This window comes from Streptomyces vastus (assembly GCF_039532825.1).
Classification (GTDB): Bacteria; Actinomycetota; Actinomycetes; order Streptomycetales; family Streptomycetaceae; genus Streptomyces; species Streptomyces vastus.
In genome coordinates this window covers 101,775-124,106 of record NZ_BAAASJ010000026.1, presented here as the reverse complement: position 1 = coordinate 124,106, position 22,332 = coordinate 101,775, and the positions used below count along the sequence as shown (strand labels likewise).

The window sequence follows — 22,332 nt, the reverse complement described above, 5'->3', positions numbered from 1 at the left end:
GTTCCTCACGGTCGGGGAGTTCGGTTCGGGCCGACGCGCACCCTAAGCCGTCGTGCTCGGGACCGGTCCCCGAGACCCTGACTGCCAGAGACTGTCAGACCGTCAACTTGCTTCAGGGCCTGAATGATTCGGGCCGTACAAGGCCCGTCTGGTAAGCGATGACGACGAGTTGGGCGCGGTCGCGGGCGCCGAGTTTGGTCAGGGCGCGCTGGATGTGGGAACGGACGGTCAGCACGCTCAGGACGAGTTTCTCCGCGATCTCGTCGTTGGACTTGCCTTCGGCGGCGAGGGCGGTGACCTCCCGCTCGCGCGGGGTGAGGTCGTTCAGGCGTTCCGCGGGTGCCAGAAGGGCGCCGGGTGCGGGTGCGGTGAGGAAGCGGGTGATGAGCGCGCGGGTGGCGCCGGGTGAGAAGAGGGCTTCGCCGGAGGCCACGGTGCGGATGGCGGCGAGGAGGGTGTCGGTGGTGACGTACTTGCCGAGGAAGCCGCTGGCGCCGACGCGCAGTGCCTTGGCGACGTACTCGTCGGTCTCGAACATGGTGAGGATCAGGACCCGCGTGGCCGCCAGTTCGGAGTCGTCGCAGATGTGGTGGCGGTGGCGGCCAGGCCGTCCGTGCCGGGCATGCGGATGTCCATGAGGACGACGTCGGGGCGGTGGGTGCGGGCGAGGTCCACCGCTTCCCGGCCGTTGGTGGCCTCGCCGACCACCTCCATGTCGTCGCAGGAGTCGATCAGGAGCCGGAACGTGCCCCGCAGCACGCGACGTAGGGCCCTTTCGGGGGCGGGAAGACGGATGACGGGGGGCCGTCGTCGTCGCCTCGGCCGATACCGACGGCGGCGAGGAGCCCGGCGCACGAGATGGCTGCCGCCAGGCTGAGCGGGTACGAGTTCTCATCCGAGGGTGCCTCCCGGCGCGGGCGATGACCGGGTGACGCCTCGACCACCGGCGCGGCACATCCGGTCTCGGATCCAGCGCCTCAGACTCCCCGTGCGGGGCCACGCCTGTCGTCGTGCCTGTGGCGGCAGGGGCCTGCTGAAGTCGCCGTACACGCGATGCGGTCCATACGCCGTAGGAACGACACGGCGGTGGCCCGATGGCCTGCGGCCTCCACAGGGGCGCGGAACCGTCGGCCTCCGTGACCGGGCCGCCCGCACTGTTCGCTTCTATCGTGGAAGCACACTGAACGGTCGGCGCCGAGGCGGGCAGCTCATGAGGGAACCGCAGATCGACTACGCGGCGGTCTTCCGGGCCCTTCCCGGCATGGTGGCGCTGCTCACCCCGGACCTTGTGTACGCCGACGCCAACGACGACTTCCTGCGACTGTCCGGGCGCACCCGTGAGCAGCTGCTGGGCCGCTATATCTTCGACGTCTTTCCCGACAACCCCAACGACCCGGCCGCGACCGGCATGCGTGACGTCAAGGCGTCGATGCTGCGAGCGGTGGCCACCGGCGAGCGCGACACCATGGCGCTGCAACGCTACGACGTCGAGGATCCCCAGCGGCCCGGCCACTGGCAGGAGCGGTACTGGAGCCCGGTCAACGCGCCCGTCCTCGACTCCGGCGGGCAGGTCGTGCTGATCGTGCACCGGGTGGAGGAGGTCACCGAACTCATCCGCGCCCGCGGAGGCGCGGGCGACGACAGCCGGGCCCGTGTGCTGGAGGCCGAGCTCTACACCCGCGCCCGTGAACTGCAGGAAGTCAACGAACGCCTGCGCCAGGCCCACGCCCGCGAACGCGAGGTCGCGCTGGCCCTGCAGGCGGCGATGCTGCCCGCGCCCAGCCCGCTCCCGCACCACCGGGCGGCCGTGCGCTACCGGCCCGCCATCGGCGCCCTGAACGTGTGCGGCGACTGGTACGACCTGGTCGAGCTGCCCGGCGACAGCCTCGCGGTCGCCGTCGGCGACGTCGTCGGCCACGGCCTCGCGGCCGCCTGCGTCATGGGACAGCTGCGCAGCGCGCTGAGCGCGGCCACCCGCGTGGCCAACGGCCCGGCCCAGGCCCTGAAGGCCCTCGGCCTGTACGCCCGCTTCGTCGAAGGCGCCGAATCGACCACCGTCGTGACGACGTTCATCGACTGGAACAGCCACACCATCACCTACAGCTGCGCCGGCCACCCTCCGCCCGCCCTGCTCCACCCCGACGGCACCGTGACCTTCCTCGACCAGGCCACCGACCCGCCGCTCGACGCCCGCTCCGAAGCCGTTCCCCGCCCTGAGGCACGCGCGCCCTTCTTCGACGGCGCCACCCTGGCCCTGTACACCGACGGCCTGGTCGAACGCCGCCACGAGGACATCGACACCGGCCTGGCCCGCCTCGCCGACTCCCTCACCCGCCACCGCCAGGCCGACCCCGAGTCCCTGGCCGACGCCATCCTGAAGGACCTGCTCCCGGCCACGGGCGCCACAGACGACACGGCCCTGGTCGTCATCCGCCTCTAGAAGCCGCTCCAGAGGCGGATGGTGCTCAGGCAGCGTCGGCTGTGTCGGCAGCCTCCTCCGTGCCCGGCAGCCACAGGTCCGGGCCGAAGACCTCGTAGCGGATGTTGCGGGCGGGGATTCCAGCCCGTAGAAGCTGCGTGCGTACGGTGCGCATGAACGGCAGCGGGCCGCACAGATAGACCGTGGCGTCGGCCGGGATGTCGACCCCGGCGAGGTCCATGAGGCCGAAACGGTCACCGGGGGCCGTGTTGCCGGGGCCGGGCTGCTCGTACCAGAAGCGGGTGCCGGCCCGCGGCAGTCGCGCGGCCAGCGACCGCGTCTGAGCACGCAGGGCGTGCTCGGCCGGGGAGCGGTCGGCGTGCAGGACCAGTACGGGCCGGTCGGAGCCGGTCGCCGCGAGCCGGTCGAGCATGCCCACCATCGGGGTGCATCCGATGCCCGCGGAGACCAGGACCACCGGGGTGTCGTCCTCGTCGAGCACCACGTCGCCGAACGGTGCGGAGAGGGTGAGTTCGTCGCCGGGCCGTATCCGCTGGTGCAGGAGCGTGGAGACCTCGCCGTCCGGGGAGCCGTCGTCGCCCGCGACCCGCTTGACGGTGATACGGCGCAGGTCGCCGCCCGGGTCGGAGGACAGGCTGTACTGGCGCAGCTGGCGCACTCCGTCCGGCATGCGCACCCGGACGCTGACGTACTGGCCCGCGCGGGCCCGGGGAGCCGGCTCGCCGTCGGCGGGGCGGAGCAGGAAGGAGGCCACGTCCGCCGTCTCCTCGTGGCGTTCGACGACCGTCCACTGCCGCCAGATCTCTCCCGGCCGTACGCCCGCCTCCTGGTACAGCAGCGCCTCACGGGCGATGAGGGCACCGGCCATCAGCCAGTAGACCTCGTCCCAGGCGGCGGCCACCTCGGGGGTGACCGCGTCGCCCAGCACCTCGGCGATAGCGCCGAACAGGTACTTGTGCACGATCACGTACTGGTCCTCGGTGACCCCGACCGCGGTGTGCTTGTGGGCGATCCGCGCCAGCAGCGCGTCCGGCCGGGCCTCGGGATCGGCGAGCAGCGCGGTCGCGAAGCCCGCGATGGAACCGGCCAGGGCGCGGCGCTGGGCCCCGCTGGCCTGGTTGCCCCGGTTGAACATGCCGTCGAGCAGTTCGGGCCGGTCGCGGAACATCGCGCCATAGAAGCGGGTGGTGATCTCATCGAGCGACTCGGCCACCACGGGAAGGGTGGCCCGTATGACAGCGGCGGACTCTGCGGACAGCATGAAGCCTCCCAGCAACGGGACAGGGGGAACGAGGGGGTAGCGAAGCTGAGATGAACTCGGCTGCGATATTGCGGACTTGGCGTCGCTGATCCTGTATAGCAAGCGGAGAGGGCCGTTTCGCCGGGTAACGGGGCCCGGCGCCCCAAGCGGGGACCTCCGGCCCCAGGAGAGAGGGCCTCCGGCCCAAAGGCCCGGCCCAGATCAGGGCCGACCGGCCCTAGACGGGTTGCCTCCGGCGGTTGGGCGGGCGCGCCTACCGGGAGGGTGGGTTCGGTTCGTGGGCGAGTGCGGGTCCGTTGTGGCTTGTCGCGCAGTTCCCCGCGCCCCTGCGGCGGCGCCCGCAAGGGGGCGCCGCCGCAGGGGCGCGAGTGTTGCCCAAGCCGTGTGCCGGGCGCACGCTGTTCCTATGGCTGGTGGTGAGGGCCCTACGCTCATCGGCTCCGTGCAGCGGGCGCTGCGGCTGTTGGAGGCGGTGAGTGCGCGTGCGAACGGGGCGCCGGCGAAGCAGTTGGCGCGGGAGACGGAGCTGCCGCTGGCCACCGCGTACCACCTGCTGCGGACTCTGGTCCACGACGGATACGTGCGGAAGCTGGACGACGGCGGCTTCATCCTGGGCGACAAGCTGCAGACGCTGCACACCGCGGGCCGCGGGCAGGCGCTGCTCAGCCGGGTCCGTCCGACCCTCGCGGCGCTGCGGGACGAGTTCTCGACCGCCGCCTACCTCACCTTCTACGAGGACGGCGAGATCCGGGTCGCCGAGATCGTCGACGGTCCCCGGGCGCCCCGGGTCGATCTCTGGGTGGGCTTCGAGGACGCCGGACACGCCACCGCGCTGGGCAAGTCCGTGCTGCGGGAACTGGACGACGAGTCCCGCAAGGAGTACCTGTCCCGGCACACCCTGTCCGACCTCACGCCCCGTACCATCACCAGCCCTCCGGAACTGCTCCGGCGCGTCGACTCCTCGCCCGTGGCCCCGGCCGTCACGGACCTGGAGGAGTACACACTCGGCACGGTCTGTGTCGCGGTGCCGGTCTACAGCGGGAACACGCTCGGCTCACTCGGCGTCTCGCTGCCGAAGAACCGGCTGTCCCGGCTCGAGGAGATCCGGGCGCGGCTGATCCCGACCGCGAGCCGTGTGACCAGGAGTCTTTCGCTCACCAAGTGACCGGGGAGACCGGGGTCCTGTGCTCACCATCTGAAATCGCGCTCCTTGCGGCGCCCCCCACCCAGGCCGTTTCCTGGATCAAACAGACATTTCAGGGGGTACACCCCGCGACAGGTGAGGACTGCGGACACCATATGACTCAGGCCCGACACCACGGTGGCGACCACTACCACTGGCCGATACGGCCGTTCAGTAACCGAGTGGCCAGTCCCGGGGCGAAGGCCCGGCTACGCGCCACCGTGCACGTGGCCGCGAGTACGGCCGTACTGCCCGTGCTGGTCGTCTCCGTCATCGTGCTCGTCGGTCTCCTCGGCGGTTCGGGAATGATCTGGCTGCCGCTGCTGGCCGCCGGGCCGGCGCTGGCCGCCACCACCAGCGGGCCGTGCGGGGTCCTGGGGGTCGGTCTCCTCGCCGTGGTGCTGGGCACCGCACTCGGCATCCGTGACGGTGTGCCGTGGCATGAGCTGGTCGTCGTGCTGTCCGCCCTGGCGGCCGTCACCTTGGCGAGCGCCCTGGCCAGCGCGCTGCGCGGGCGCCGGGAGAAGGTGCTCGCCGCCGTGCGCTCGGTGGCGGAGGCCGCCCAGCATGCGCTGCTCAAGCCCATACCGTCGACGGTCGGCCCGTTCCAGACGGCCGTCCGCTACAGCGCCGCGGCGGCGGAGGCCCGTATCGGCGGCGACCTCTACGCGCTGGTGCCGACGCCGTACGGGGTGCGCCTGATCGTCGGCGATGTGCGAGGCAAGGGCCTGCCGGCCGTGGGAACCGCCTCCCTCGTGGTCGGCATCTTCCGCGAGGCCGCCTACGACGAACCCGATCTCCTCGCCGTCGTCGACAGGATCGAGCGGAGCCTGGCGCGCAACCTGGGCTCCGACGACTTCGTCACCGTCGTCGTCGCCGGTTACCCCCGCGAAGGCCGCCTGGAGGTGGTCAACTGCGGCCACGCACCTCCGCTGCTGGTACGCGACGGCGACGTGGCCCCGGTCGACCCCACGCACCCGACCCCGCCCCTGGGCCTGCGAGCCCTCACCGGTGAGGCCCCCGGCCTCCAGGTCCTGCCCTTCACGGACGGAGACCAACTGCTGCTCTACACAGACGGCGTCACAGAGGCCCGGGACCACAACCGCGACTTCTACCCCCTGGCCAAAGGCCTGGAACGGCACCTGACCGACAACCCGGCCCGCACCCTCACAGCCCTCCACGACGAACTGCTCACCCACGTGGGCGGCGACCTGCACGACGACGCGGCCTTGCTGCTGCTCCGCAAGCCGACGGCTGCCGAGACGACAACGGTTCCCGAGTCGGCAGCGCACACCCCGGGCAGCTCGCGCTCCGTCCCGCCCCACGCCCGGTCCTCCGCCGAGGGCACGGGTCGCGGCACCGACCCTGCTACGGCATAACCACAGCCGAAACGTCCGCCTCAGCCGTCGCCCCACCGGCGCCGCCGGCAACGCAAGCACGCCCGAAGTCTGCCGCGTCCCATGATGTCGTCTCAGCTCTCGAAGTCTCGGCGCTCGAAGCGGTAACCCATGCCGGGTTCGGTGATGAGATAGCGGGGATGGGCGGGATCGGCCTCCAACTTCCGCCGGAGCTGGGCCATGTAGACGCGCAGGTAGTTGGTCTTGTTGCTCTGCGAGGCGCCCCACACCTCCTGAAGCAGCTGCTTCTGCGTGATGAGGCGGCCAGAATTGCTGACCAGGATCTCCAGCAGATGCCACTCCGTGGGCGTCAGACGTACGTCACGTCCGGCGCGCGTCGCCTTCTTGGCGACCAGGTCGAGGGTGAAGTCCTCCGTGGTCACCTCGACGGTCTCGGGCGCCACGGCCTCCGTACGGCGGACGGCGGCCCGCAGCCGGGCCAGCAGTTCACCCATGCTGAACGGCTTGGTCATGTAGTCATCGGCGCCCGCGTCCAGAGCGGCCACCTTCTCGTCGGAGGCCCGGCGCGCGGACAGCACCAGGATGGGTACGCGGGTCCAGCCGCGCAGGGCCTTGATGACGTCCACCCCGTCCATGTCCGGCAGCCCCAGGTCGAGTACGACCACGTCGGGCCGGCGCGTGACGGCGAGCCTGAGGGCGGTGGCGCCGTCGGGGGCCGGGTCGACGCCGTACCGGCGGACCTGCATGTTGATCACGAGGGCCCGCACGAGCTGTGGGTCGTCCTCGACCACCAGTACCCGCGTCATCGGCGTGCGCCCTTCCTTTCGTATCGGGGGCTTTCCTGTCGGGCGTCAGCCCTTCGCCACGAGTTCCTTGAGCGCGATGTTGAGTTCCAGGACGTTGACGCGGAACTCGCCCATGAAGCCGAGGATGCGGCCTTCGGTGTGCTCATCCACCAGCTTCTGGACCTGGGCGGCGGACAGCCCGTTCCGCTCGGCAACACGGTGGACCTGAAGGTCCGCGTACGCCGGGGAGATGTCCGGGTCGAGGCCCGAGCCGGAGGAGGTGACCGCGTCGGCGGGAACCCGGGAGGGCCGCACCTTGTAGTCCGCCGTCGAGTTGTCCTTGACGACCTTGGCCTTGGCCTCCCGGACCCACTTGATGAGTTCGGGGTTGTCACCGGCGCGGTTGGTCGCGCCGGACAGGATCAGCTTGTACTGCGTGTTGACGCTGTTGGTGCCGAGCCCGTTGGCAGGCCGGGGCTGGAAGTAGTCGAGGCTGTAACCCTGCTGGCCGATGAGCGAGGAGCCGACGACCTTGCCGTCCGCCTTGATCTCCGAGCCGTTCGCCTTGTCGTTGAACAGCGCCTGGGCGACACCGGTGACGGCCAGCGGGTACAGCACACCGCACACCAGCGTCAGTACGAGCAGCGCCCGCAGCCCCGCCCCCAGCAACCGGGCCGTGTTCGTAACCGAGTTGTTCATAGCCGATCAGCACGCCTTCAGTAGTTACAGCCCGGGGATGAGGGAGATGAGCAGGTCGATGATCTTGATGCCTATGAAGGGGGCGATCAGCCCGCCGAGGCCGTAGATCCCGAGATTGCGTCGGAGCATCTTGTCCGCGCTCATCGGCCGGTACTGCACCCCGCGCAGGGCGAGCGGTACGAGCGCGATGATGATCAGCGCGTTGAAGACGACCGCGGAGAGGATCGCGGAGTCCGGCGAGGACAACTGCATGATGTTGAGCGTGTTCAGGCCCGGATAGACCGCCGCGAACAGCGCGGGGATGATCGCGAAGTACTTCGCCACATCGTTGGCGATCGAGAACGTCGTCAACGCGCCCCGGGTGATGAGGAGTTGCTTGCCGATCTCGACGATCTCGATGAGCTTGGTCGGGTTGGAGTCGAGGTCGACCATGTTGCCGGCCTCCTTGGCGGCCGACGTGCCCGTGTTCATCGCGACGCCGACGTCCGCCTGTGCGAGGGCGGGCGCGTCGTTCGTGCCGTCACCCGTCATGGCGACGAGCTTGCCGCCGGCCTGCTCGCGCTTGATCAGCGCCATCTTGTCCTCGGGAGTGGCCTCCGCGAGGAAGTCGTCGACGCCCGCCTCGTCCGCGATCGCCTTGGCGGTCAGCGGGTTGTCGCCCGTGATCATGACGGTCTTGATGCCCATACGGCGCAGTTCCTCGAACCGCTCCCGCATGCCCTCCTTGACCACGTCCTTGAGGTGGATCACGCCCAGCACCCGTGCCCCGTCCGCGTCCTGGACGGCCACGAGCAGCGGCGTACCGCCCGTTTCGGAGATACGGTCGGCGAGCGTGTCGGCGTCGTCCGCGACGGTTGCGCCCTGCTCCCGGACCCAGGCCATGACCGAACCGGCCGCGCCCTTGCGGACCTTGCGCCCGTCCACGTCCACACCGGACATCCGGGTCTGCGCGGTGAAGGCGATCCACTCCGCCTGCGTCAACTCGCCCTGGTGCCGCTCCCGCAGCCCGTACTTCTCCTTCGCCAGTACGACGATGGAGCGGCCCTCGGGCGTCTCGTCGGCCAGCGAGGAGAGCTGGGCGGCGTCCGCGACCTGGGCCTCGGTGGTGCCGCTCACCGGCAGGAACTCGGCGGCCTGCCGGTTGCCGAGCGTGATGGTGCCGGTCTTGTCGAGGAGGAGGGTCGACACATCGCCCGCCGCCTCGACTGCCCTTCCTGACATGGCGAGTACGTTGCGCTGGACCAGCCGGTCCATGCCCGCGATACCGATGGCGGAGAGCAGCGCGCCGATCGTGGTGGGGATCAGGCACACCAGGAGGGCCACCAGCACGACCATCGTGAGGTGCGTGCCCGCGTAGTCCGCGAACGGCGGCAGCGTGGCCACCGCAAGCAGGAAGATGATCGTCAGCGAGGCGAGCAGGATGTTCAGCGCGATCTCGTTGGGCGTCTTCTGCCGGGCCGCGCCCTCGACGAGGTTGATCATGCGGTCGATGAAGGTCTCGCCCGGCTTCGTCGTGATCTTGATGACGATGCGGTCGGAGAGGACCTTCGTACCCCCGGTGACGGCGCTGCGGTCGCCGCCGGACTCACGGATGACCGGCGCCGACTCCCCCGTGATCGCCGACTCGTCGACGCTCGCGACACCCTCGACGACATCACCGTCACCGGGGATGACATCGCCCGCCCCGCAGACCACCAGGTCGCCGATACACAGTTCCGTGCCGGGCACCTGCTCCTCACGGCCGCCCACGAGCCGCCGGGCGACGGTGCCGGTCTTGGCCTTGCGCAGGGTGTCCGCCTGCGCCTTGCCGCGGCCCTCGGCCACCGCCTCCGCCAGGTTGGCGAAGATCACGGTAAGCCAGAGCCAGGCGCTGATCGTCCAGCCGAACCAGTCGCCCGGGTCCTTGAAGGAGAACACGGTCGTCAGTACGGAACCGACCAAGACCACGAACATCACAGGGGACTTGACCATCACCCGCGGGTCGAGCTTGCGGCAGGCGTTCGGCAGCGACCTGACCAGCTGCTCGGGGTCGAACAGACCCGCGCCTACGCGCCCTTCCGAGGAACCCTTGTGCCCGGTCGGCACATCGCTGTGCGGCGCGCGGGTCGGAGTGACAGTGGACATCGAGTCCTCTTTTTCGGCGTCTCGCTGCTTCAGCTTCTTCTGCTTCGTGATGTCAGCGGTCATGTCGCCAGCCCTTCGGCGAGCGGGCCCAGCGCAAGTGCCGGGAAGTAGGTCAGACCGGTGATGATCAGGATCGCGCCCACCAAAAGCCCGGTGAACAGCGGCTTTTCGGTCCGCAGGGTGCCCGCGGTGGCCGGCACCGGCGTCTGCTCGGCGAGCGAGCCCGCCAGCGCCAGGACGAACACCATCGGCAGGAAGCGGCCCAGCAGCATCGCGAGCCCGATCGTGGTGTTGAACCACTGCGTGTCCGCGTTCAGACCGGCGAAGGCCGAGCCGTTGTTGTTGGCGCCGGACGTGTAGGCGTACAGGATCTCGGAGAATCCGTGCGCGCCGCTGTTGGTCATCGAGTTGGCCGGGGTGGGCAGCGCCATCGCGAAGGCGGTGAAGACGAGCACCAGCGCCGGGGTGATGAGGATGTAGCAGGCCGCCAGCTTGATCTGGCGGGTGCCGATCTTCTTGCCGAGGTATTCGGGCGTACGGCCCACCATGAGCCCCGCGATGAACACCGCGATGATCGCCATGATCAGCATGCCGTAGAGACCGGAGCCGACACCGCCGGGCGCGATCTCGCCGAGCTGCATGCCCAGCAGGTTCAGGCCGCCGCCCAGGCCGGTGTTGGACGAGTGGAAGGAGTCCACCGCGCCCGTGGAGGTCAGCGTCGTGGAGATCGAGAAGATCGACGAGGCGCCGATACCGAAGCGCTGCTCCTTGCCCTCCATGGCACCGCCGGCGATCTCGAACGCCGTGCCGTGGTGGGCGAATTCGGTCCACCACATCAGGCAGATGAAGCCGATCCAGATGGTGGCCATCGTGGCGAGGATCGCGTACCCCTGCCGCAGCGAGCCGACCATGCGGCCGAAGGTCCGCGTCAGCGAGAACGGGATCAGCAGGAGCAGGAAGATCTCGAAGAGGTTCGAGAAGGGGCCGGGGTTCTCGAAGGGGTGGGCGGAGTTGGCGTTGAAGTAGCCGCCGCCGTTGGTGCCGATCTCCTTGACGGCTTCCTGGGAGGCGACCGCGCCACCGTTCCACTGTTGGCTGCCCCCCATGAACTGTCCGACTTCATGAATGCCGGAGAAGTTCTGGATGGCACCACACGCGACGAGCACGATGGCGGCGACCACGGAGAGCGGCAGCAGAATACGTACGACGCCACGCACCATGTCGGCCCAGAAGTTGCCGAGTTCACCGGTACGGGACCGCGCGAAGCCTCGTACGAGCGCCACCGCCACCGCGATGCCGACGGCCGAGGAGACGAAGTTCTGCACGGCCAGACCGCCGGTCTGCACGACGTGGCCCATGGCCTGCTCGCCGGAGTACGACTGCCAGTTGGTGTTCGACACGAACGACGCGGCGGTGCTGAACGCCTGGTCCGGGTCGATCGAGGCGAAGCCGAGCGAGCCGGGCAGACTGCCCTGGACGCGCTGCAGGACGTACAGGAAGAGCACGCTCACCGCGGAGAAGGCCAGCACGCCGCGCAGGTACGCGAGCCAGCGCATCTCGGTGTTCGGGTTGGCGCCGATGCCCCGGTAGATCCACTTCTCGACGCGCAGGTGCTTGTCGGAGGAGTAGACCCGGGCCATGTGGTCGCCGAGGGGTCGGTAGGCCAGCGCCAGCGCCGCGATGAGCGCGAGCAGCTGGAGCACACCGGCAAGTTCGGGGCTCATGTCGGGCGTCAGAACCTCTCCGGGAAGATCAGCGCGAGGACGAGATAGCCCAGCAGGGCGACGGCCACGACCAGGCCGACGCCCCAACCGATGAATACAGCCTCGGCGGTCACAGCTTCGCCACTCCCTTGGCGATGAGCGCCACCAACGCGAACACCGCGATCGTGGTGACGACGAAAGCCACGTCGGCCATCGGAGCTCCTGGATGAGGTACGGAATGCGGGGATGAACATGACGCTTCGAGGAAACCCCCGCTCCGACCGGATCCGGCCGCCGTTGACGGGTCCCATACGCCGACGCATACGCCTTTGACGCTTCTCTTACGGCTGAGCACGCGGCAAGGCGAGCCCGAACGCCCGCGTGGGAGCGCTTCCATAAAAGACGTGTCCATGTCACGATGCCCCGGGGGCTCCTTCGTGAGAGGGGCAAGTCGTGAGGATTCCGCGTACGCGTGTGCTCGTGAGCGGCCTGATCCTTGGGTTGTTGGGTGTCTTCGGCGCCGCCGTCCCGTCGGCGGGGGCGGTCATTGCGGACACCCGGACCGGCCGTTCGGAGGCTTCCGCCGAAGCCGCCCCCACCGCCGCCCTCACCGAGATCACCAACTTCGGCACCAACCCCAGCAACCTCCAGATGTACCTGTACGTCCCGGACAACGTCGCCCCCAACCCGGCGGTTCTGGTAGCCGTGCACTACTGCACGGGCTCCGGTCCGGCGATGTACTCCGGCACCGAGTACGCCCAGTTGGCCGACCGTCACGGCTTCGTCGTGATCTACCCGTCCGTCACCCGCACCAGCAAGTGCTTCGACGTCTCCTCGCCCCAGGCGCTGCGCCGGGACGGCGGCAGCGACCCGGTCGGCATCAAGTCCATGGTCGACTGGGTCACCCGCACCTACGCCGCGGACACCGACCGGATCTTCGCCACCGGCATCTCCTCCGGCGCGATGATGACGAACGTCCTGCTCGGCGACTACCCGGACGTGTTCGCGGCGGGCGCCGCGTTCGCGGGCGTGCCGTTCGCCTGTTTCGCCACCACCAACGGGTCCGAGTGGAACAGCGACTGCTCAGGCGGCAACCTCATCCGCACTCCGCAGGCGTGGGGCGACCTGGTCCGCGGCGCCCATCCGGGCTACAACGGGCCCCGTCCGCGTATGCAGCTCTGGCACGGCACCGAGGACGACGTCCTGCGCTACCCCAACTTCGGGGAGGAGATCAAGCAGTGGACGAACGTGCACGGGCTCGGCCAGACGCCGTCCCACACCGACTCTCCACAGGCGGGCTGGACCCGTACCCGCTACGGCTCCACCGGTGACCAGGCCCAGGTCGAGGCCATCAGTCTCCAGGGCGTCGGCCACAACCTGTACACGTGGGGCATGGGGAGCCGCGTGATCACGTTCTTCGGCCTGGACGGCTGAGCCCCGCGCGGCTCCAGTGAAAGTGCCCGCCCCGGGCCGGGCTCAGGATCGGCCCTGGGCGGGAGCTCTCGGTGGCACGACCCTAGAGCCGGGAGCACACCCCCAACTTGCCGATACGCGTAAGGAACTTGTGGGCGCGCGCAGTGCGCGTCGGACGGGCTCGTTCGGGAACGCTACTGCCGCGTAGCGTCACTCGCCGTATCGGCGTTCGATCAGTGGGAGGCCCCCATGGGACAGCAGGGCTTATCGCAGGGCTCCATCGTCATCGATCCGGCCGGCCGTGACATTCACGGCGAGGCGGCGCGGATACGGGAGCGCGGGCCGGTGACGCGCGTCGAACTGCCCGACGGCGTTCAGGCCTGGGCGGTCAGCAATACGGAGCTGCTGAAGCGGCTGCTCACCGATCCCCGGGTGTCCAAGGACCCGCGGCAGCACTGGCCCGCGTGGATCAACGGGGAGATCTCCCCCGAGTGGCCGCTGTTCACCTGGGTCGCGGTGCAGAACATGTTCACGGCGTACGGCGGCGAGCACAAACGGCTGCGCACCCTCGTCTCCAAGGCGTTCACCGCACGCCGCACCGCCGCGCTGCAGCCTCGTGTCGAGGAGATCACCAAGGATCTGCTCGACCGTATGGACGAGGCGGGGCGCGGGGGTGAACCAGTGGATCTGCGCGAGGAGTTCTGCTATCCGCTGCCGATCCGCGTGATCAGCGAACTGTTCGGGCTGCCCGAGGAGAAGGGCACCGAGCTGCGGGCCATCGTGGACAGCATCTTCCACACCGCCGCCACTCCGGAGGAGGTGACCGACACCTACACCCGGCTGTACGCCGTCATGAGTGAACTCGTCGCCACCAAGCGGGAGTTCCCCGGCGACGACCTGACGTCCGGGCTGATCGCCGCCCGCGACGACGAGGGCGACACCCGGCTGAGCGAACAGGAACTGCTCGACACCCTGGTGCTGATGATCAGCGCCGGACACGAGACCACCGTCAACCTCATCGACAACGCCATCCACGCCCTGCTCACCCACCCGGAGCAGCTCGCGCTCGTCCGCGCGGGCACCGCCTCGTGGGACGACGTCATCGAGGAGACGTTGCGCGTCCAGGCACCGGTCGCCAGCCTGCCGCTGCGGTACGCCGTGGAGGAGCTGGCCCTCGGCGAACTCGGCGGCCCCGAGGGCATGGTGATCGGCAAGGGTGACGCGATTCTCGCCTCGTACGCCGCCGCCGGACGCGATCCCGGGAAGTACGGGAAGGACGCCGGCCGTTTCGACGTCACCCGCGTCGACAAGGAGCACCTCGCCTTCGGCCACGGTGTGCACTTCTGCCTGGGCGCTCCGCTGGGCCGGATGGAGGCCCGGATCGCGCTCCCGGCGCTCTTCGAACGGTTCCCGGACCTTCAACTCGCGATCGCCGACGACGAGTTGAGCCCGGTGGAGTCCTTCATCTCCAACGGGCACCGCTCTCTCCCCGCACGTCTCGACCCCGTACGCCGCGACGCCGGAGCCTGATCACTCCCCGCGCCACCAGGCCTTCAGCCGTGCCCAGCCACCCGTCGGGCGGGTGGGCACGGCGGACGCCGAAGGATCCTCCGGTGCATCGGTGAACGCCGGAGGCGGTGGCGCGTACGACGCGCTGCCACGGGACCCCACCACGTCAGCCGGCGGAAACCGCACCGGCAGCGAGGCCAGCGCCCGGTGGAACGGGCCCGGCCGCCATACGAGTTCGTCGACCGGCACCGCCAGCTCCACGTCGGGCAGCCGGTCGAGCAGCTTCTCGACCGCCACCGCCGCGATCAGCCGGGCCGGGCTCTGCGCGGGGCAGTTGTGCGGGCCCGCGCTCCACGCCAAGTGGGCGCGGTTTCCGGCACGTTGGTCGGTCGTCAGGGCCGGGTCCGTGTTCGCGGCGGCGAGTGAGACGACGAGCGGGTCGCCCGCCCGCAGCAGCCTGCCCTCGTACATGACGTCCCGGACCGGGTAGTGCACCGCGTAGTTGGCCATCGGCGGGTCGGTCCACAGGACCTCGTCGAGGGCGTCCTCCACGGGCAGGCTGCCGCCGCCCAGTTCGCCCGCGAACCGGTCGTCGGAGAGCAGCAGCCGCAGACCGTTCGCGATCAGGTTCTGCTGGGGCTCGGTACCGGCGCCCATGAGGACGACGAGTTCATGGACCATCTCCTCGTCGCTGAGACCGGCGGGATGGGCCAGCAGCCAGGACGTCATGTCCTGCGCCGGCTGTGCGCGCCTGAGCGCGACCAGGTCGAGGAGGGTCGCGGTGAGCAGTTCGTTGGCCTTCTCCGCGTCCACGCCGTCGAAGATCCCGGACATGCCCGCGACCAGGCGCTCGCCGAGGTCGGGCGGGCAGCCGAAGAGGCGGTTGAACACCAGCAGCGGGAGCACCTGGGCGTACTCGCCGAGGAGGTCCGCCTCGCCGCGCGGCGCGATCCGGTCGATGAGCGTGTCGGCGCTGCGCTCGACGTATCCGCGCAGCGTGTTCGGCTCGACGCGGGCCAGGCTGTCGGTGATCGCGCCGCGCAGCCGGCGGTGCTCCTCGCCGTCGGTGAACAGGGCGTTCGGCCGGTACATCATCATCGGCACGACCGGGCTGTCCATGGGCACGGTGCCCTCGGCGAGATCGCGCCAGCGGCGGGGGTCCTTGGAGAAGATCTCCGGGCTGCGCAGGACGTGCAGGGCGGCCTCGTAACCGGTGATGAGCGTGGCCCGGACGCCGGGGGCCAGCTCGACCGGGGCGGTGGGTCCGTGCTGACGCAGCTTGCGGTAGACGGCGGACGGATCGGCGGCGAAACCGGGCCCGTACATCGGCTCGTGGAAGGGGCAGCCCTTGGGTGGGACGGGGGCTTCGGAGGTCACGCATGCTCCAGTTCGCTGTCGCTGGTGTCGCTGGTGCGGTTCAGGAGGTGCTCGACGAGGGCGATGAGGGCCCGGGTGGAGGAGATCCGGTCGCGGGCGTCGCAGCGTACGAGGGGAGTCTCGGGGAGCAGGTCGAGCGCCTCGCGGATCTCGGCCAGGTCGTGCTCGGGGGCGTCGTCGAACTCGTTGAGGGCCACCGCGTACGGCAGGCCCAGTTCCTCCAGTACGCCCATGACGTCGAAGGACTGGCCCAGGCGCCGGGTGTCGGCGAGGACGAGCGCGCCGAGCGCGCCGCGCGTCATGTCCTGCCACAGCTGGGTGAAGCGCTGCTGGCCGGGGGTGCCGAAGAGGTAGAGCACCAGGCTGTCGTTGAGGGTGAGCCGGCCGAAGTCGAGGGCGACCGTGGTGGTCGTCTTGTCCTTCGTGCCCGCCAGGTCGTCGACGAGCGCGCCGGCCTGCGTCATCACCTCCTCCGTGCGCAGCGGCCGGATCTCGGACAGCGCGCCGACGAAGGTGGTCTTGCCGACCGCGAAGTGGCCGACGACGAGGAGCTTGGCGGCGGTCTGCACACTGCGCGGGAGATAGACGTTCTGGGACACGGCGCATACGTCGTCGGAGGCGGCGTCGTGTTCAGAGGCATCGTGTTCAGAGGCGGGCGCGGAGCCCATCGAGGACCTCCTGGAGGATGCGGGCCTCGGTCGGCCGAGCGGACGGGATGGGGGCGCGGGTGACGATGTGCCCGCTGTCCATGAGGTCGGCGATCAGCACCTTGGTGACGCTGACGGGCAGCTGCAGATGCCCGGCCACCTCGGCGACCGACAGCGCGCCGGGCCGGCACAGCTCCATCAGCGCCCGCTTCTCCGGGCTCAGTCCGGTCAGCGGCAGATCGTCGGCGGCGATCAGCAGGGTGACCAGGTCCAGGGTGTTGCGGGTGGGCTGGGAGCGGCCGTCCGTGACGACGTACGGCCGTACCAGCCGGTCTCCGGGGCGCCTGGCCGCTGTCATGCCGTGCTGCCGGTGTCCCACCGGGCCGGGCTGGTCAGCACCTGACCGAGCCGGTCGACCAGTTTGTGCATGCGGTACGAGACGGCCTCCATGTCCACCCGCTCGGTGGTGGACACCGCGAGGTAGGCGCCTTCTCCGGCGGCGACGAGGAAGACGTAACCGTGCGCGAACTCGATCAGGGTCTGCCGCCACGGAGTGTGCGGACTGCCGCAGAACTCGGCCGTGCTGCGGCTGATCGACTGGACGCCGGAGAGTCCCGCGGCGAGCCGCTCGGCGTCGTCCCTGCCGATGTCCGCGGAGTGCGCCCGCAGCATGCCGTCGGCCGAGAGCAGGATCGCGTGGCGCGCCTCGGGAACCTTCAGAACCTCATCGAGCATCCAGCCCAACTCGTTGTTCGTGGGCTCGATCATCGCTGGGTGTTCCCTTCGTCTTCGTGCGGGACGCCGGGCTGGCCCGGTACGTCGTCCTGGGCGGCGCGGCCGTGGCGGGTGCCGCGCGCGAATGCGCCGAGGCGGCGGGCGGTCTCCTCGGCCGAGCGGGCCTCGGCGTCGTCGAACGGGGCGGGCGCGGGCTGTTCCTCGGCGGGCGGCTGCTGCGGTTGCGGGGCCCGACGGCGGCGCTTGGGCAGTCCGCCGGCCGTGGTCGCCTCGGCCGACGTGGTCTCGCCGGTCGCCACGGGGGCCGGCTGGGCGTTCGTCCCGGCCGTCGCCGTCGTGTCCGCCGTTGTCTCGGCGGTTCGGCGTCGGCCCGTCGACCGCGCCGGCACGGGCTCCGGTGCTTCGGACACGGGCTCGTGCGTGGGGGTGGGTGCGGGCGCGGGTCCGGGTCCGGGCGTACGCGCCGGAGTACGGCGGTCCGGGGGAACGGTCACGGGCGGCAGCTCCTCCGCGGGGTCCCGGTGCGTGAGCAGGGCGGACGGCAGGAACAGCACGGTGCGTACGCCGCCGTACGGGGAGCGCGTGTCCGCGGAGACGCTGAACCCGTAGCGCGCGGCGAGCACGCCGATGACGGCGAAGCCGAACTGGGGCGGATCGTCGAGCCGGGTGACGTCCACCGAGTGACGGCCGGAGAGCAGTTCGGCGGCGCGTTCCGTCGCAGTGGCGTCCATCCCGACACCCGCGTCGTCGATCACCACGCAGGCGCCGTTGTGCACGGTCCGGACGTTGACCTCGACCGTGGTGTTGGGCTGCGAGTGGCGGGCTGCGTTGTCGAGCAGCTCGGCGACCGCGAGCACGACCGGCTCCACGGCCCTGCTCACCACCGCGATGTCCGCCTGGCCGTGGATCTGGATGCGCCGGTAGTCGCGGATACGGGACGTGGCGCCGCGTACGACGTCGATCAGCGCGGAGGTGGTGCGCTGCCGGCCGGGCCAGGATCCGCACAGTACGGCGATGGCCTGGGCCCGGCGGCCGAACTGGGCGTTGGCGTGGTCGATTTCGAGCAGGTCGTGCAGTACGTCGGGGCGGTCGTGCCGGTCCTGCATCTCGGAGATGGCGACCTGCTGCTCGTTCGCGAGGGCCTGGATGGAGCGCATCGACGACTTCAGCGCGGCCTTCGCGGACTGGTCGGCGCGGGCCTGTGCGTGCTCGACCGCGGTGGAGAACCGCTCCAGGACATGGTCGAGGGCCTTCGCGAAGCCGGTGCCGGACAGCCGTCCGTCGAGCAGGCCGAGACCGGGGACGGGGTGCAGGCCGGGCTGCTGGGGCGCGTCCTCGAGTGCCGGAAGGCGTACGGCGACGAGGTGGCGGACCTCGTCCTCGCGGGAGCGCAGGTCCTCCGACAGCTCGTCGTTGCGCCGGCGCAGCCGCGCGGTGATCCCGCGCTGGCGCACCAGCAGCACGGTGACGGCGAGCAGCCCGACGGCCACGCATCCGAACACCGCCTCCGGTACCAGTTCTTTCATGGATCCTCAGAAATCCTCAAAGGCGGGCGTGAGTTGGCGGAGCGCACGACGCTAGCCCAGCGGGGGCGCACACACTTTTCCGGGCGCGCAGGGAAGTTGCCCACAAGCGCACCCGATGTTCGACCCCTCGACCACACAAGCGGAACTCATGCACTAGATTCACTGCCTGTAACTGCCGTTGCCGACAAGCCAGTTGAAGGCAGGTGCCGACTGGCCGGCGGTCACGGCCGGGACACACTCTGTGGCGGAGGAGAGCATTGCCCGCGGGAAGCTACATCGTGGACTCACAGACCACCGGTGAGGTCGATCCGCGAGAGCGGACCGACTTCTGGAGCGAGCACATCATGTCGCTCCAGACCTCGATGGACTTCAGATACGCCGACCCCGACCCGGCGGCCTTCCGCGGCCGCTCCACCCGGCAGCGCACCGACGCCTACCAGCTCGTTCAGTGGCAGTGCGACCAGATCGAGTACAGCCGTACGCCGCGCCTGGTGCGCCAGGAGCCCGACCCGGACTACCGCTTCCTGCTGCCGCTGTCCGGGGAGGCGGTGCTGCGCCAGGGCGAGAAGGAGGCGCGGCTGACGCCGGGCATGGGCAGCCTGATGACCTTGGGCGAGCCCTTTCAGTTGCTGCACGACGCGTCCCTGCGGGGGATCATCTTCTCCATCCCCGCGCGGGAGATCGAGGGCCCGCTGAACCGGAAGTCGCCGCTGGCCACCGGCCTCGATCTGACCACGGGGCTCGGGCGCGTCGTCCACACCATGCTGCGGAGCCTGTCCGAGGAGCGCGACCACCTCACGGCGACGGAGTTCGACGCCGTCTCCGACCGCGTCGTCGAGCTGCTGTGCATGCTCACCGTCGACGACGACCGTCCGGACGCCTCGGGGCATCTGCCGGAGGTCGAGGCGATGGTCCGCCGCTACGTACGTGAGCACGCCGCCGATCCCGGACTGACCGGCACCTCCATGGCCCGAGCCCTCGGCTGGTCGTTACGCCAGATCCAGCTGGCCCTCCAGCGCGTCGGCACGACGCCCCGCGAACTCATACGCGAGGAACGCCTCCGCCTGGTCCGCGACCGCCTCCGCTGCCGCGAATGCGACCACCTGACGATCACGGACCTGGCGCATTCGTCGGGATTCTCGTCTGCGAGCGCGCTCAGTACGGCGTTCCGGCAGCGGTTCGGGGTGAGCCCTCGCGCGATGCGCTCCGCTCGCTGACGGTTGCCTCCGGCGGATGCGCGGCTGAGCGCGATCAAGCCGAGGCCCGCTTGCGGGGCGAGGTTTTCTTCGCCGCCTGCTTCTTGGTCGTGGACTCGGTCTTGGTCTTGTCTGCGGTGGACTTCTTGGCCGCTGTTTTCTTCCCCGCCGTCTTCTTGGCCGTGGAAGTCGACTTCTTGCCGGTGGCCTCCTTGGGCGCCGCGCGGGACGTCTTGCCGGCAGCCCTCTTGCGGGCGGGAACACGCTCGACCTCGCCCCCCTCTTCCTCCTCGCCGCGGGAGGCGCGGGCCTGGCGGACGCTGGACTCCAGGGCGGACATGAGGTCGATGACCTTGCCGCCGCGGTCGGCGGCGGGAGGGGCGGGGACCTTCTCGCCGGAGGCCTTCGCGGCGATGAGTTCCTCGACGGCCTCGCGATAGTCGTCGTGGAGGTCCTCGAGGTCGACCTCGCCGAGGGTGTCCATCAGGGCGTCCGCGAGGTCGAGTTCCTTGTCGCGGACGGTGACGCTCGCGTCCGGGGTCGCGGACTCGGGGGCGCGGACCTCGTCAGGCCACAGCAGGCCGTGCATGGCGATGACGTCCTCGACGACCCGTAGCATCCCGAGCCGCTCCCTCCCCCGCAGCGCGAACTTGGCGATGGCGACCCGCCCGCTCCGCTTCAGCGCCTCGCGCAGCAGGGTGTACGGCTTGGCGGCGGGAACTCCGTTCGCCATCAGGTAGTACGCGGCGTCCATCTGGAGCGGATCGATGCGCTCGGCCGGGATGAACCCCACGATGTCGATCGTCTTCGCGGTCGGCAGGGGCAGCTCGGCCAGATCGTCGTCGGTGATCGGGATGATCGTGCCGTCCGGCTCCTCGTACCCCTTGCCGATCTCGTCGGACGTGACCTCCCGTTCCTCCAGCTCGCACACCTTGCGGTAGCGGATACGGCCGCCGTCCTCGGTGTGGATCTGCCGGAAGGAGACCGAGTGGTGCTCCGTGGCGTTCACGAGCTTGATCGGGATGCTGACCAGGCCGAAAGAGATGGCGCCGTTCCAGATGGATCTCACGTTCGACACCTTTCAGGTGTTTTCTCCCGATTCCATGGGATTCTCATCGTATGACGCCGATCACGGAGGTGGAGGGGCGAAAGCTCGCGCTGAGCAACCTGGGGAAGGTCCTCTATCCGGAGACCGGTTTCACCAAGGGCGAGGTGCTGCACTACTACGCGACGGTGGCGGACCCGCTGCTCGCCCACCTCCGCGACCGCCCGCTCTCCTTCCTGCGCTACCCCGACGGGCCCGAAGGCCAGGTCTTCTTCGCCAAGAACGTTCCGCCGGGTACGCCCGAGTGGGTCAGCACGACGGAGGTTCCGCGGTCGGAGGGGGCGGCCCGTATGGTCCTGATCCAGGACCTCGCCTCGCTGATGTGGGCGGCGAACCTGGTCACGGAATTCCACACCCCCCAGTGGCGTGCGGACACCCCCCACCTCGCCGACCGTCTGGTCTTCGACCTGGACCCCGGCGCGCCCGCCACGATCGTCGAGTGCTGCCGGGTGGCGTTGTGGCTCCGGGACCGCCTGGCCGCGGACGGCTTGCAGGCCTACGCGAAGACCTCCGGCTCCAAAGGGCTGCATCTCCTCGCCGCGCTGGAGCCGACGCCGTCCTCCGAGGTCACGTCATACGCCAAGTCGCTGGCGATGGAGGCCGAGGCGGAGCTTCCCTCCCTGGTCACGCATCGCATGACCAGGAGCCTTCGGCCCACGAAAGTCTTCGTCGACTTCAGCCAGAACGCCGCCCGCAAGACCACGGCGACGCCCTACACCCTCCGGGCTCGTCCAGCCCCTACGGTCTCCATGCCGGTGACGTGGCCGGAGATCACGAGCTGCGGCCGCCCCGGCGACCTGACGTTCCACGCCCCGGACGTCGCCGCGCGCCTGCGCGCCCACGGCGACCTGTTGTCCCCGCTGTTCGACACGGCGCGGGCTGCGTCGCTTCCGTAGCGACCGGCGGGTGGGGCGCGGGGGTCTCTTCCCCAAGCCCGCCCCTTCCCGAAACTGGGGGCTGCGCCCCCAGGCCCCCCGCCAGGGGGTGGGAGTGACACTGCGTGTCGCGGCTGCGGGTGCGTTGTGGCTGGTCGCGCCCCGCGGCGGAGCCGCTGATGTCACAGCCCCGCGGCCCTGAAAAACCAAAGCCTGCGACCCCCCGCGCCCGGAGAAGGCACGCGCCCCGGGAAAGCCTGTACCCCCGACCACCCGCAGCTCTCCCACCGGCGGAAGGGGACGTGGGCCGGTGCGTCGTATGCCCGTCGCTCAGGTTCTGTCTCAGGCCACCCGCACCCTGTACCAGTACCGGGTCGTACGCCCGGCCTGCGACGG

18 protein-coding genes and 2 pseudogenes are annotated in these 22,332 nt (G+C 70.1%); 7 read left to right on the top strand and 13 right to left on the bottom strand.

Going from position 1 to position 22,332, the window contains the following annotated elements; all coding sequences use genetic code 11:
- Positions 1–112: 112 nt before the first annotated feature.
- Positions 113–795, bottom strand: a pseudogene (locus ABD357_RS12275) (response regulator).
- Positions 796–1,210: 415 nt separating this feature from the next.
- On the opposite strand from ABD357_RS12275, the gene ABD357_RS12270 reads away from it, so the two are divergent.
- On the top strand, positions 1,211–2,440 hold the full coding sequence (locus tag ABD357_RS12270) for a PP2C family protein-serine/threonine phosphatase (RefSeq protein ID WP_344389741.1): 1,230 nt from the start codon (positions 1,211–1,213) through the stop codon (positions 2,438–2,440).
- A gap of 25 nt (positions 2,441–2,465) precedes the next feature.
- Here ABD357_RS12270 and ABD357_RS12265 read toward each other — a convergent pair whose 3' ends face one another.
- The gene (locus ABD357_RS12265) at positions 2,466–3,701 is read right to left on the bottom strand and encodes a globin domain-containing protein (RefSeq protein WP_344389740.1); all 1,236 of its coding nucleotides are present in this window, start codon (positions 3,699–3,701) and stop codon (positions 2,466–2,468) included.
- 406 nt (positions 3,702–4,107) lie between these two features.
- Here ABD357_RS12265 and ABD357_RS12260 point away from each other — a divergent pair, with 406 nt between their 5' ends.
- Together ABD357_RS12260 and ABD357_RS12255 are read left to right on the top strand one after the other, a co-directional pair.
- Positions 4,108–4,866, top strand: a complete 759-nt coding sequence (locus ABD357_RS12260; protein ID WP_344389739.1) for an IclR family transcriptional regulator — start codon at positions 4,108–4,110, stop codon at positions 4,864–4,866.
- Positions 4,867–5,000: 134 nt separating this feature from the next.
- Positions 5,001–6,263 (top strand): PP2C family protein-serine/threonine phosphatase, encoded by a 1,263-nt coding sequence (locus ABD357_RS12255; RefSeq protein ID WP_425584826.1) that lies wholly within the window; start codon positions 5,001–5,003, stop codon positions 6,261–6,263.
- A 92-nt stretch (positions 6,264–6,355) separates the two neighbouring features.
- Here ABD357_RS12255 and ABD357_RS12250 read toward each other — a convergent pair whose 3' ends face one another.
- From ABD357_RS12250 to kdpF, 5 genes are read right to left on the bottom strand one after another with little or no spacing between them, the layout of a single operon-like run.
- Complete coding sequence (locus ABD357_RS12250) at positions 6,356–7,048, bottom strand: response regulator (RefSeq protein ID WP_344389738.1); 693 nt, start codon at positions 7,046–7,048, stop codon at positions 6,356–6,358.
- Positions 7,049–7,093: 45 nt separating this feature from the next.
- Positions 7,094–7,726: a potassium-transporting ATPase subunit C gene (locus ABD357_RS12245; RefSeq protein WP_344389736.1), complete on the bottom strand. Its 633-nt coding sequence runs from the start codon at positions 7,724–7,726 to the stop codon at positions 7,094–7,096.
- 24 nt (positions 7,727–7,750) lie between these two features.
- Positions 7,751–9,850 carry a potassium-transporting ATPase subunit KdpB gene (kdpB, locus tag ABD357_RS12240; protein WP_344389765.1) on the bottom strand — a complete coding sequence of 700 codons (2,100 nt, stop codon included), beginning with the start codon at positions 9,848–9,850 and terminating at the stop codon, positions 7,751–7,753.
- A gap of 59 nt (positions 9,851–9,909) precedes the next feature.
- On the bottom strand, positions 9,910–11,574 hold the full coding sequence (kdpA, locus tag ABD357_RS12235) for a potassium-transporting ATPase subunit KdpA (protein WP_344389735.1): 1,665 nt from the start codon (positions 11,572–11,574) through the stop codon (positions 9,910–9,912).
- 8 nt (positions 11,575–11,582) lie between these two features.
- Positions 11,583–11,687, bottom strand: coding sequence for a K(+)-transporting ATPase subunit F (gene kdpF, locus ABD357_RS12230; RefSeq protein WP_344389734.1), 105 nt, complete (start codon positions 11,685–11,687; stop codon positions 11,583–11,585).
- Positions 11,688–12,012: 325 nt separating this feature from the next.
- Here kdpF and ABD357_RS12225 point away from each other — a divergent pair.
- Both ABD357_RS12225 and ABD357_RS12220 read left to right on the top strand, forming a co-directional pair.
- Positions 12,013–12,984, top strand: a pseudogene (locus ABD357_RS12225) (extracellular catalytic domain type 1 short-chain-length polyhydroxyalkanoate depolymerase); the annotation flags it as partial.
- 231 nt (positions 12,985–13,215) lie between these two features.
- On the top strand, positions 13,216–14,496 hold the full coding sequence (locus tag ABD357_RS12220) for a cytochrome P450 family protein (protein WP_344389732.1): 1,281 nt from the start codon (positions 13,216–13,218) through the stop codon (positions 14,494–14,496).
- Here ABD357_RS12220 and ABD357_RS12215 read toward each other — a convergent pair whose 3' ends face one another.
- The 5 genes from ABD357_RS12215 to ABD357_RS12195 are packed head-to-tail and all read right to left on the bottom strand — an operon-like array spanning position 14,497 to position 18,760.
- Complete coding sequence (locus ABD357_RS12215) at positions 14,497–15,801, bottom strand: cytochrome P450 (RefSeq protein ID WP_344389764.1); 1,305 nt, start codon at positions 15,799–15,801, stop codon at positions 14,497–14,499.
- A gap of 47 nt (positions 15,802–15,848) precedes the next feature.
- Positions 15,849–16,520, bottom strand: coding sequence for a GTP-binding protein (locus ABD357_RS12210; RefSeq protein WP_344389730.1), 672 nt, complete (start codon positions 16,518–16,520; stop codon positions 15,849–15,851).
- The gene (locus ABD357_RS12205; RefSeq protein WP_165268595.1) at positions 16,498–16,857 is read right to left on the bottom strand and encodes a DUF742 domain-containing protein; all 360 of its coding nucleotides are present in this window, start codon (positions 16,855–16,857) and stop codon (positions 16,498–16,500) included. The genes ABD357_RS12210 and ABD357_RS12205 overlap by 23 nt, the downstream gene beginning before the upstream one ends.
- The gene (locus tag ABD357_RS12200) at positions 16,854–17,267 is read right to left on the bottom strand and encodes a roadblock/LC7 domain-containing protein (RefSeq protein ID WP_344389728.1); all 414 of its coding nucleotides are present in this window, start codon (positions 17,265–17,267) and stop codon (positions 16,854–16,856) included. Before ABD357_RS12200 ends, ABD357_RS12205 begins: the two co-directional genes overlap by 4 nt.
- The gene (locus ABD357_RS12195) at positions 17,264–18,760 is read right to left on the bottom strand and encodes an ATP-binding protein (protein ID WP_344389727.1); all 1,497 of its coding nucleotides are present in this window, start codon (positions 18,758–18,760) and stop codon (positions 17,264–17,266) included. The genes ABD357_RS12200 and ABD357_RS12195 overlap by 4 nt, the downstream gene beginning before the upstream one ends.
- Positions 18,761–19,038: 278 nt before the next feature.
- On the opposite strand from ABD357_RS12195, the gene ABD357_RS12190 reads away from it, so the two are divergent.
- A complete protein-coding gene (locus ABD357_RS12190; RefSeq protein ID WP_344389726.1) occupies positions 19,039–19,977 on the top strand; it encodes an AraC family transcriptional regulator in 939 nt (312 codons plus the stop codon).
- Positions 19,978–20,011: 34 nt separating this feature from the next.
- Here ABD357_RS12190 and ku read toward each other — a convergent pair whose 3' ends face one another.
- On the bottom strand, positions 20,012–21,025 hold the full coding sequence (gene ku / locus ABD357_RS12185) for a non-homologous end joining protein Ku (protein WP_425584824.1): 1,014 nt from the start codon (positions 21,023–21,025) through the stop codon (positions 20,012–20,014).
- 50 nt (positions 21,026–21,075) lie between these two features.
- Between ku and ligD the strand changes: the two genes are divergently transcribed.
- Positions 21,076–21,957 (top strand): non-homologous end-joining DNA ligase, encoded by an 882-nt coding sequence (ligD, locus tag ABD357_RS12180; protein WP_344389724.1) that lies wholly within the window; start codon positions 21,076–21,078, stop codon positions 21,955–21,957.
- Positions 21,958–22,332: the final 375 nt, after the last annotated feature.

What these genes read in the sequence shown, in the direction of transcription:
- ABD357_RS12260 (WP_344389739.1), top strand. Translation starts at nt 4,108, where the DNA reads ATGGCTGGTGGTGAGGGCCCTACGCTCATCGGCTCCGTGCAGCGGGCG.
- ABD357_RS12200 (WP_344389728.1), bottom strand. Translation starts at nt 17,267, where the DNA reads ATGATCGAGCCCACGAACAACGAGTTGGGCTGGATGCTCGATGAGGTT.
- ABD357_RS12215 (WP_344389764.1), bottom strand. Translation starts at nt 15,801, where the DNA reads ATGTACGGGCCCGGTTTCGCCGCCGATCCGTCCGCCGTCTACCGCAAG.
- ABD357_RS12220 (WP_344389732.1), top strand. Translation starts at nt 13,216, where the DNA reads ATGGGACAGCAGGGCTTATCGCAGGGCTCCATCGTCATCGATCCGGCC.
- ABD357_RS12255 (WP_425584826.1), top strand. Translation starts at nt 5,001, where the DNA reads ATGACTCAGGCCCGACACCACGGTGGCGACCACTACCACTGGCCGATA.
- ligD (WP_344389724.1), top strand. Translation starts at nt 21,076, where the DNA reads ATGACGCCGATCACGGAGGTGGAGGGGCGAAAGCTCGCGCTGAGCAAC.
- ABD357_RS12270 (WP_344389741.1), top strand. Translation starts at nt 1,211, where the DNA reads ATGAGGGAACCGCAGATCGACTACGCGGCGGTCTTCCGGGCCCTTCCC.
- kdpB (WP_344389765.1), bottom strand. Translation starts at nt 9,850, where the DNA reads ATGTCCACTGTCACTCCGACCCGCGCGCCGCACAGCGATGTGCCGACC.
- ABD357_RS12245 (WP_344389736.1), bottom strand. Translation starts at nt 7,726, where the DNA reads ATGAACAACTCGGTTACGAACACGGCCCGGTTGCTGGGGGCGGGGCTG.
- ABD357_RS12205 (WP_165268595.1), bottom strand. Translation starts at nt 16,857, where the DNA reads ATGACAGCGGCCAGGCGCCCCGGAGACCGGCTGGTACGGCCGTACGTC.
- ABD357_RS12210 (WP_344389730.1), bottom strand. Translation starts at nt 16,520, where the DNA reads ATGGGCTCCGCGCCCGCCTCTGAACACGATGCCTCTGAACACGACGCC.
- ABD357_RS12265 (WP_344389740.1), bottom strand. Translation starts at nt 3,701, where the DNA reads ATGCTGTCCGCAGAGTCCGCCGCTGTCATACGGGCCACCCTTCCCGTG.
- ABD357_RS12250 (WP_344389738.1), bottom strand. Translation starts at nt 7,048, where the DNA reads ATGACGCGGGTACTGGTGGTCGAGGACGACCCACAGCTCGTGCGGGCC.
- ABD357_RS12195 (WP_344389727.1), bottom strand. Translation starts at nt 18,760, where the DNA reads ATGAAAGAACTGGTACCGGAGGCGGTGTTCGGATGCGTGGCCGTCGGG.
- kdpA (WP_344389735.1), bottom strand. Translation starts at nt 11,574, where the DNA reads ATGAGCCCCGAACTTGCCGGTGTGCTCCAGCTGCTCGCGCTCATCGCG.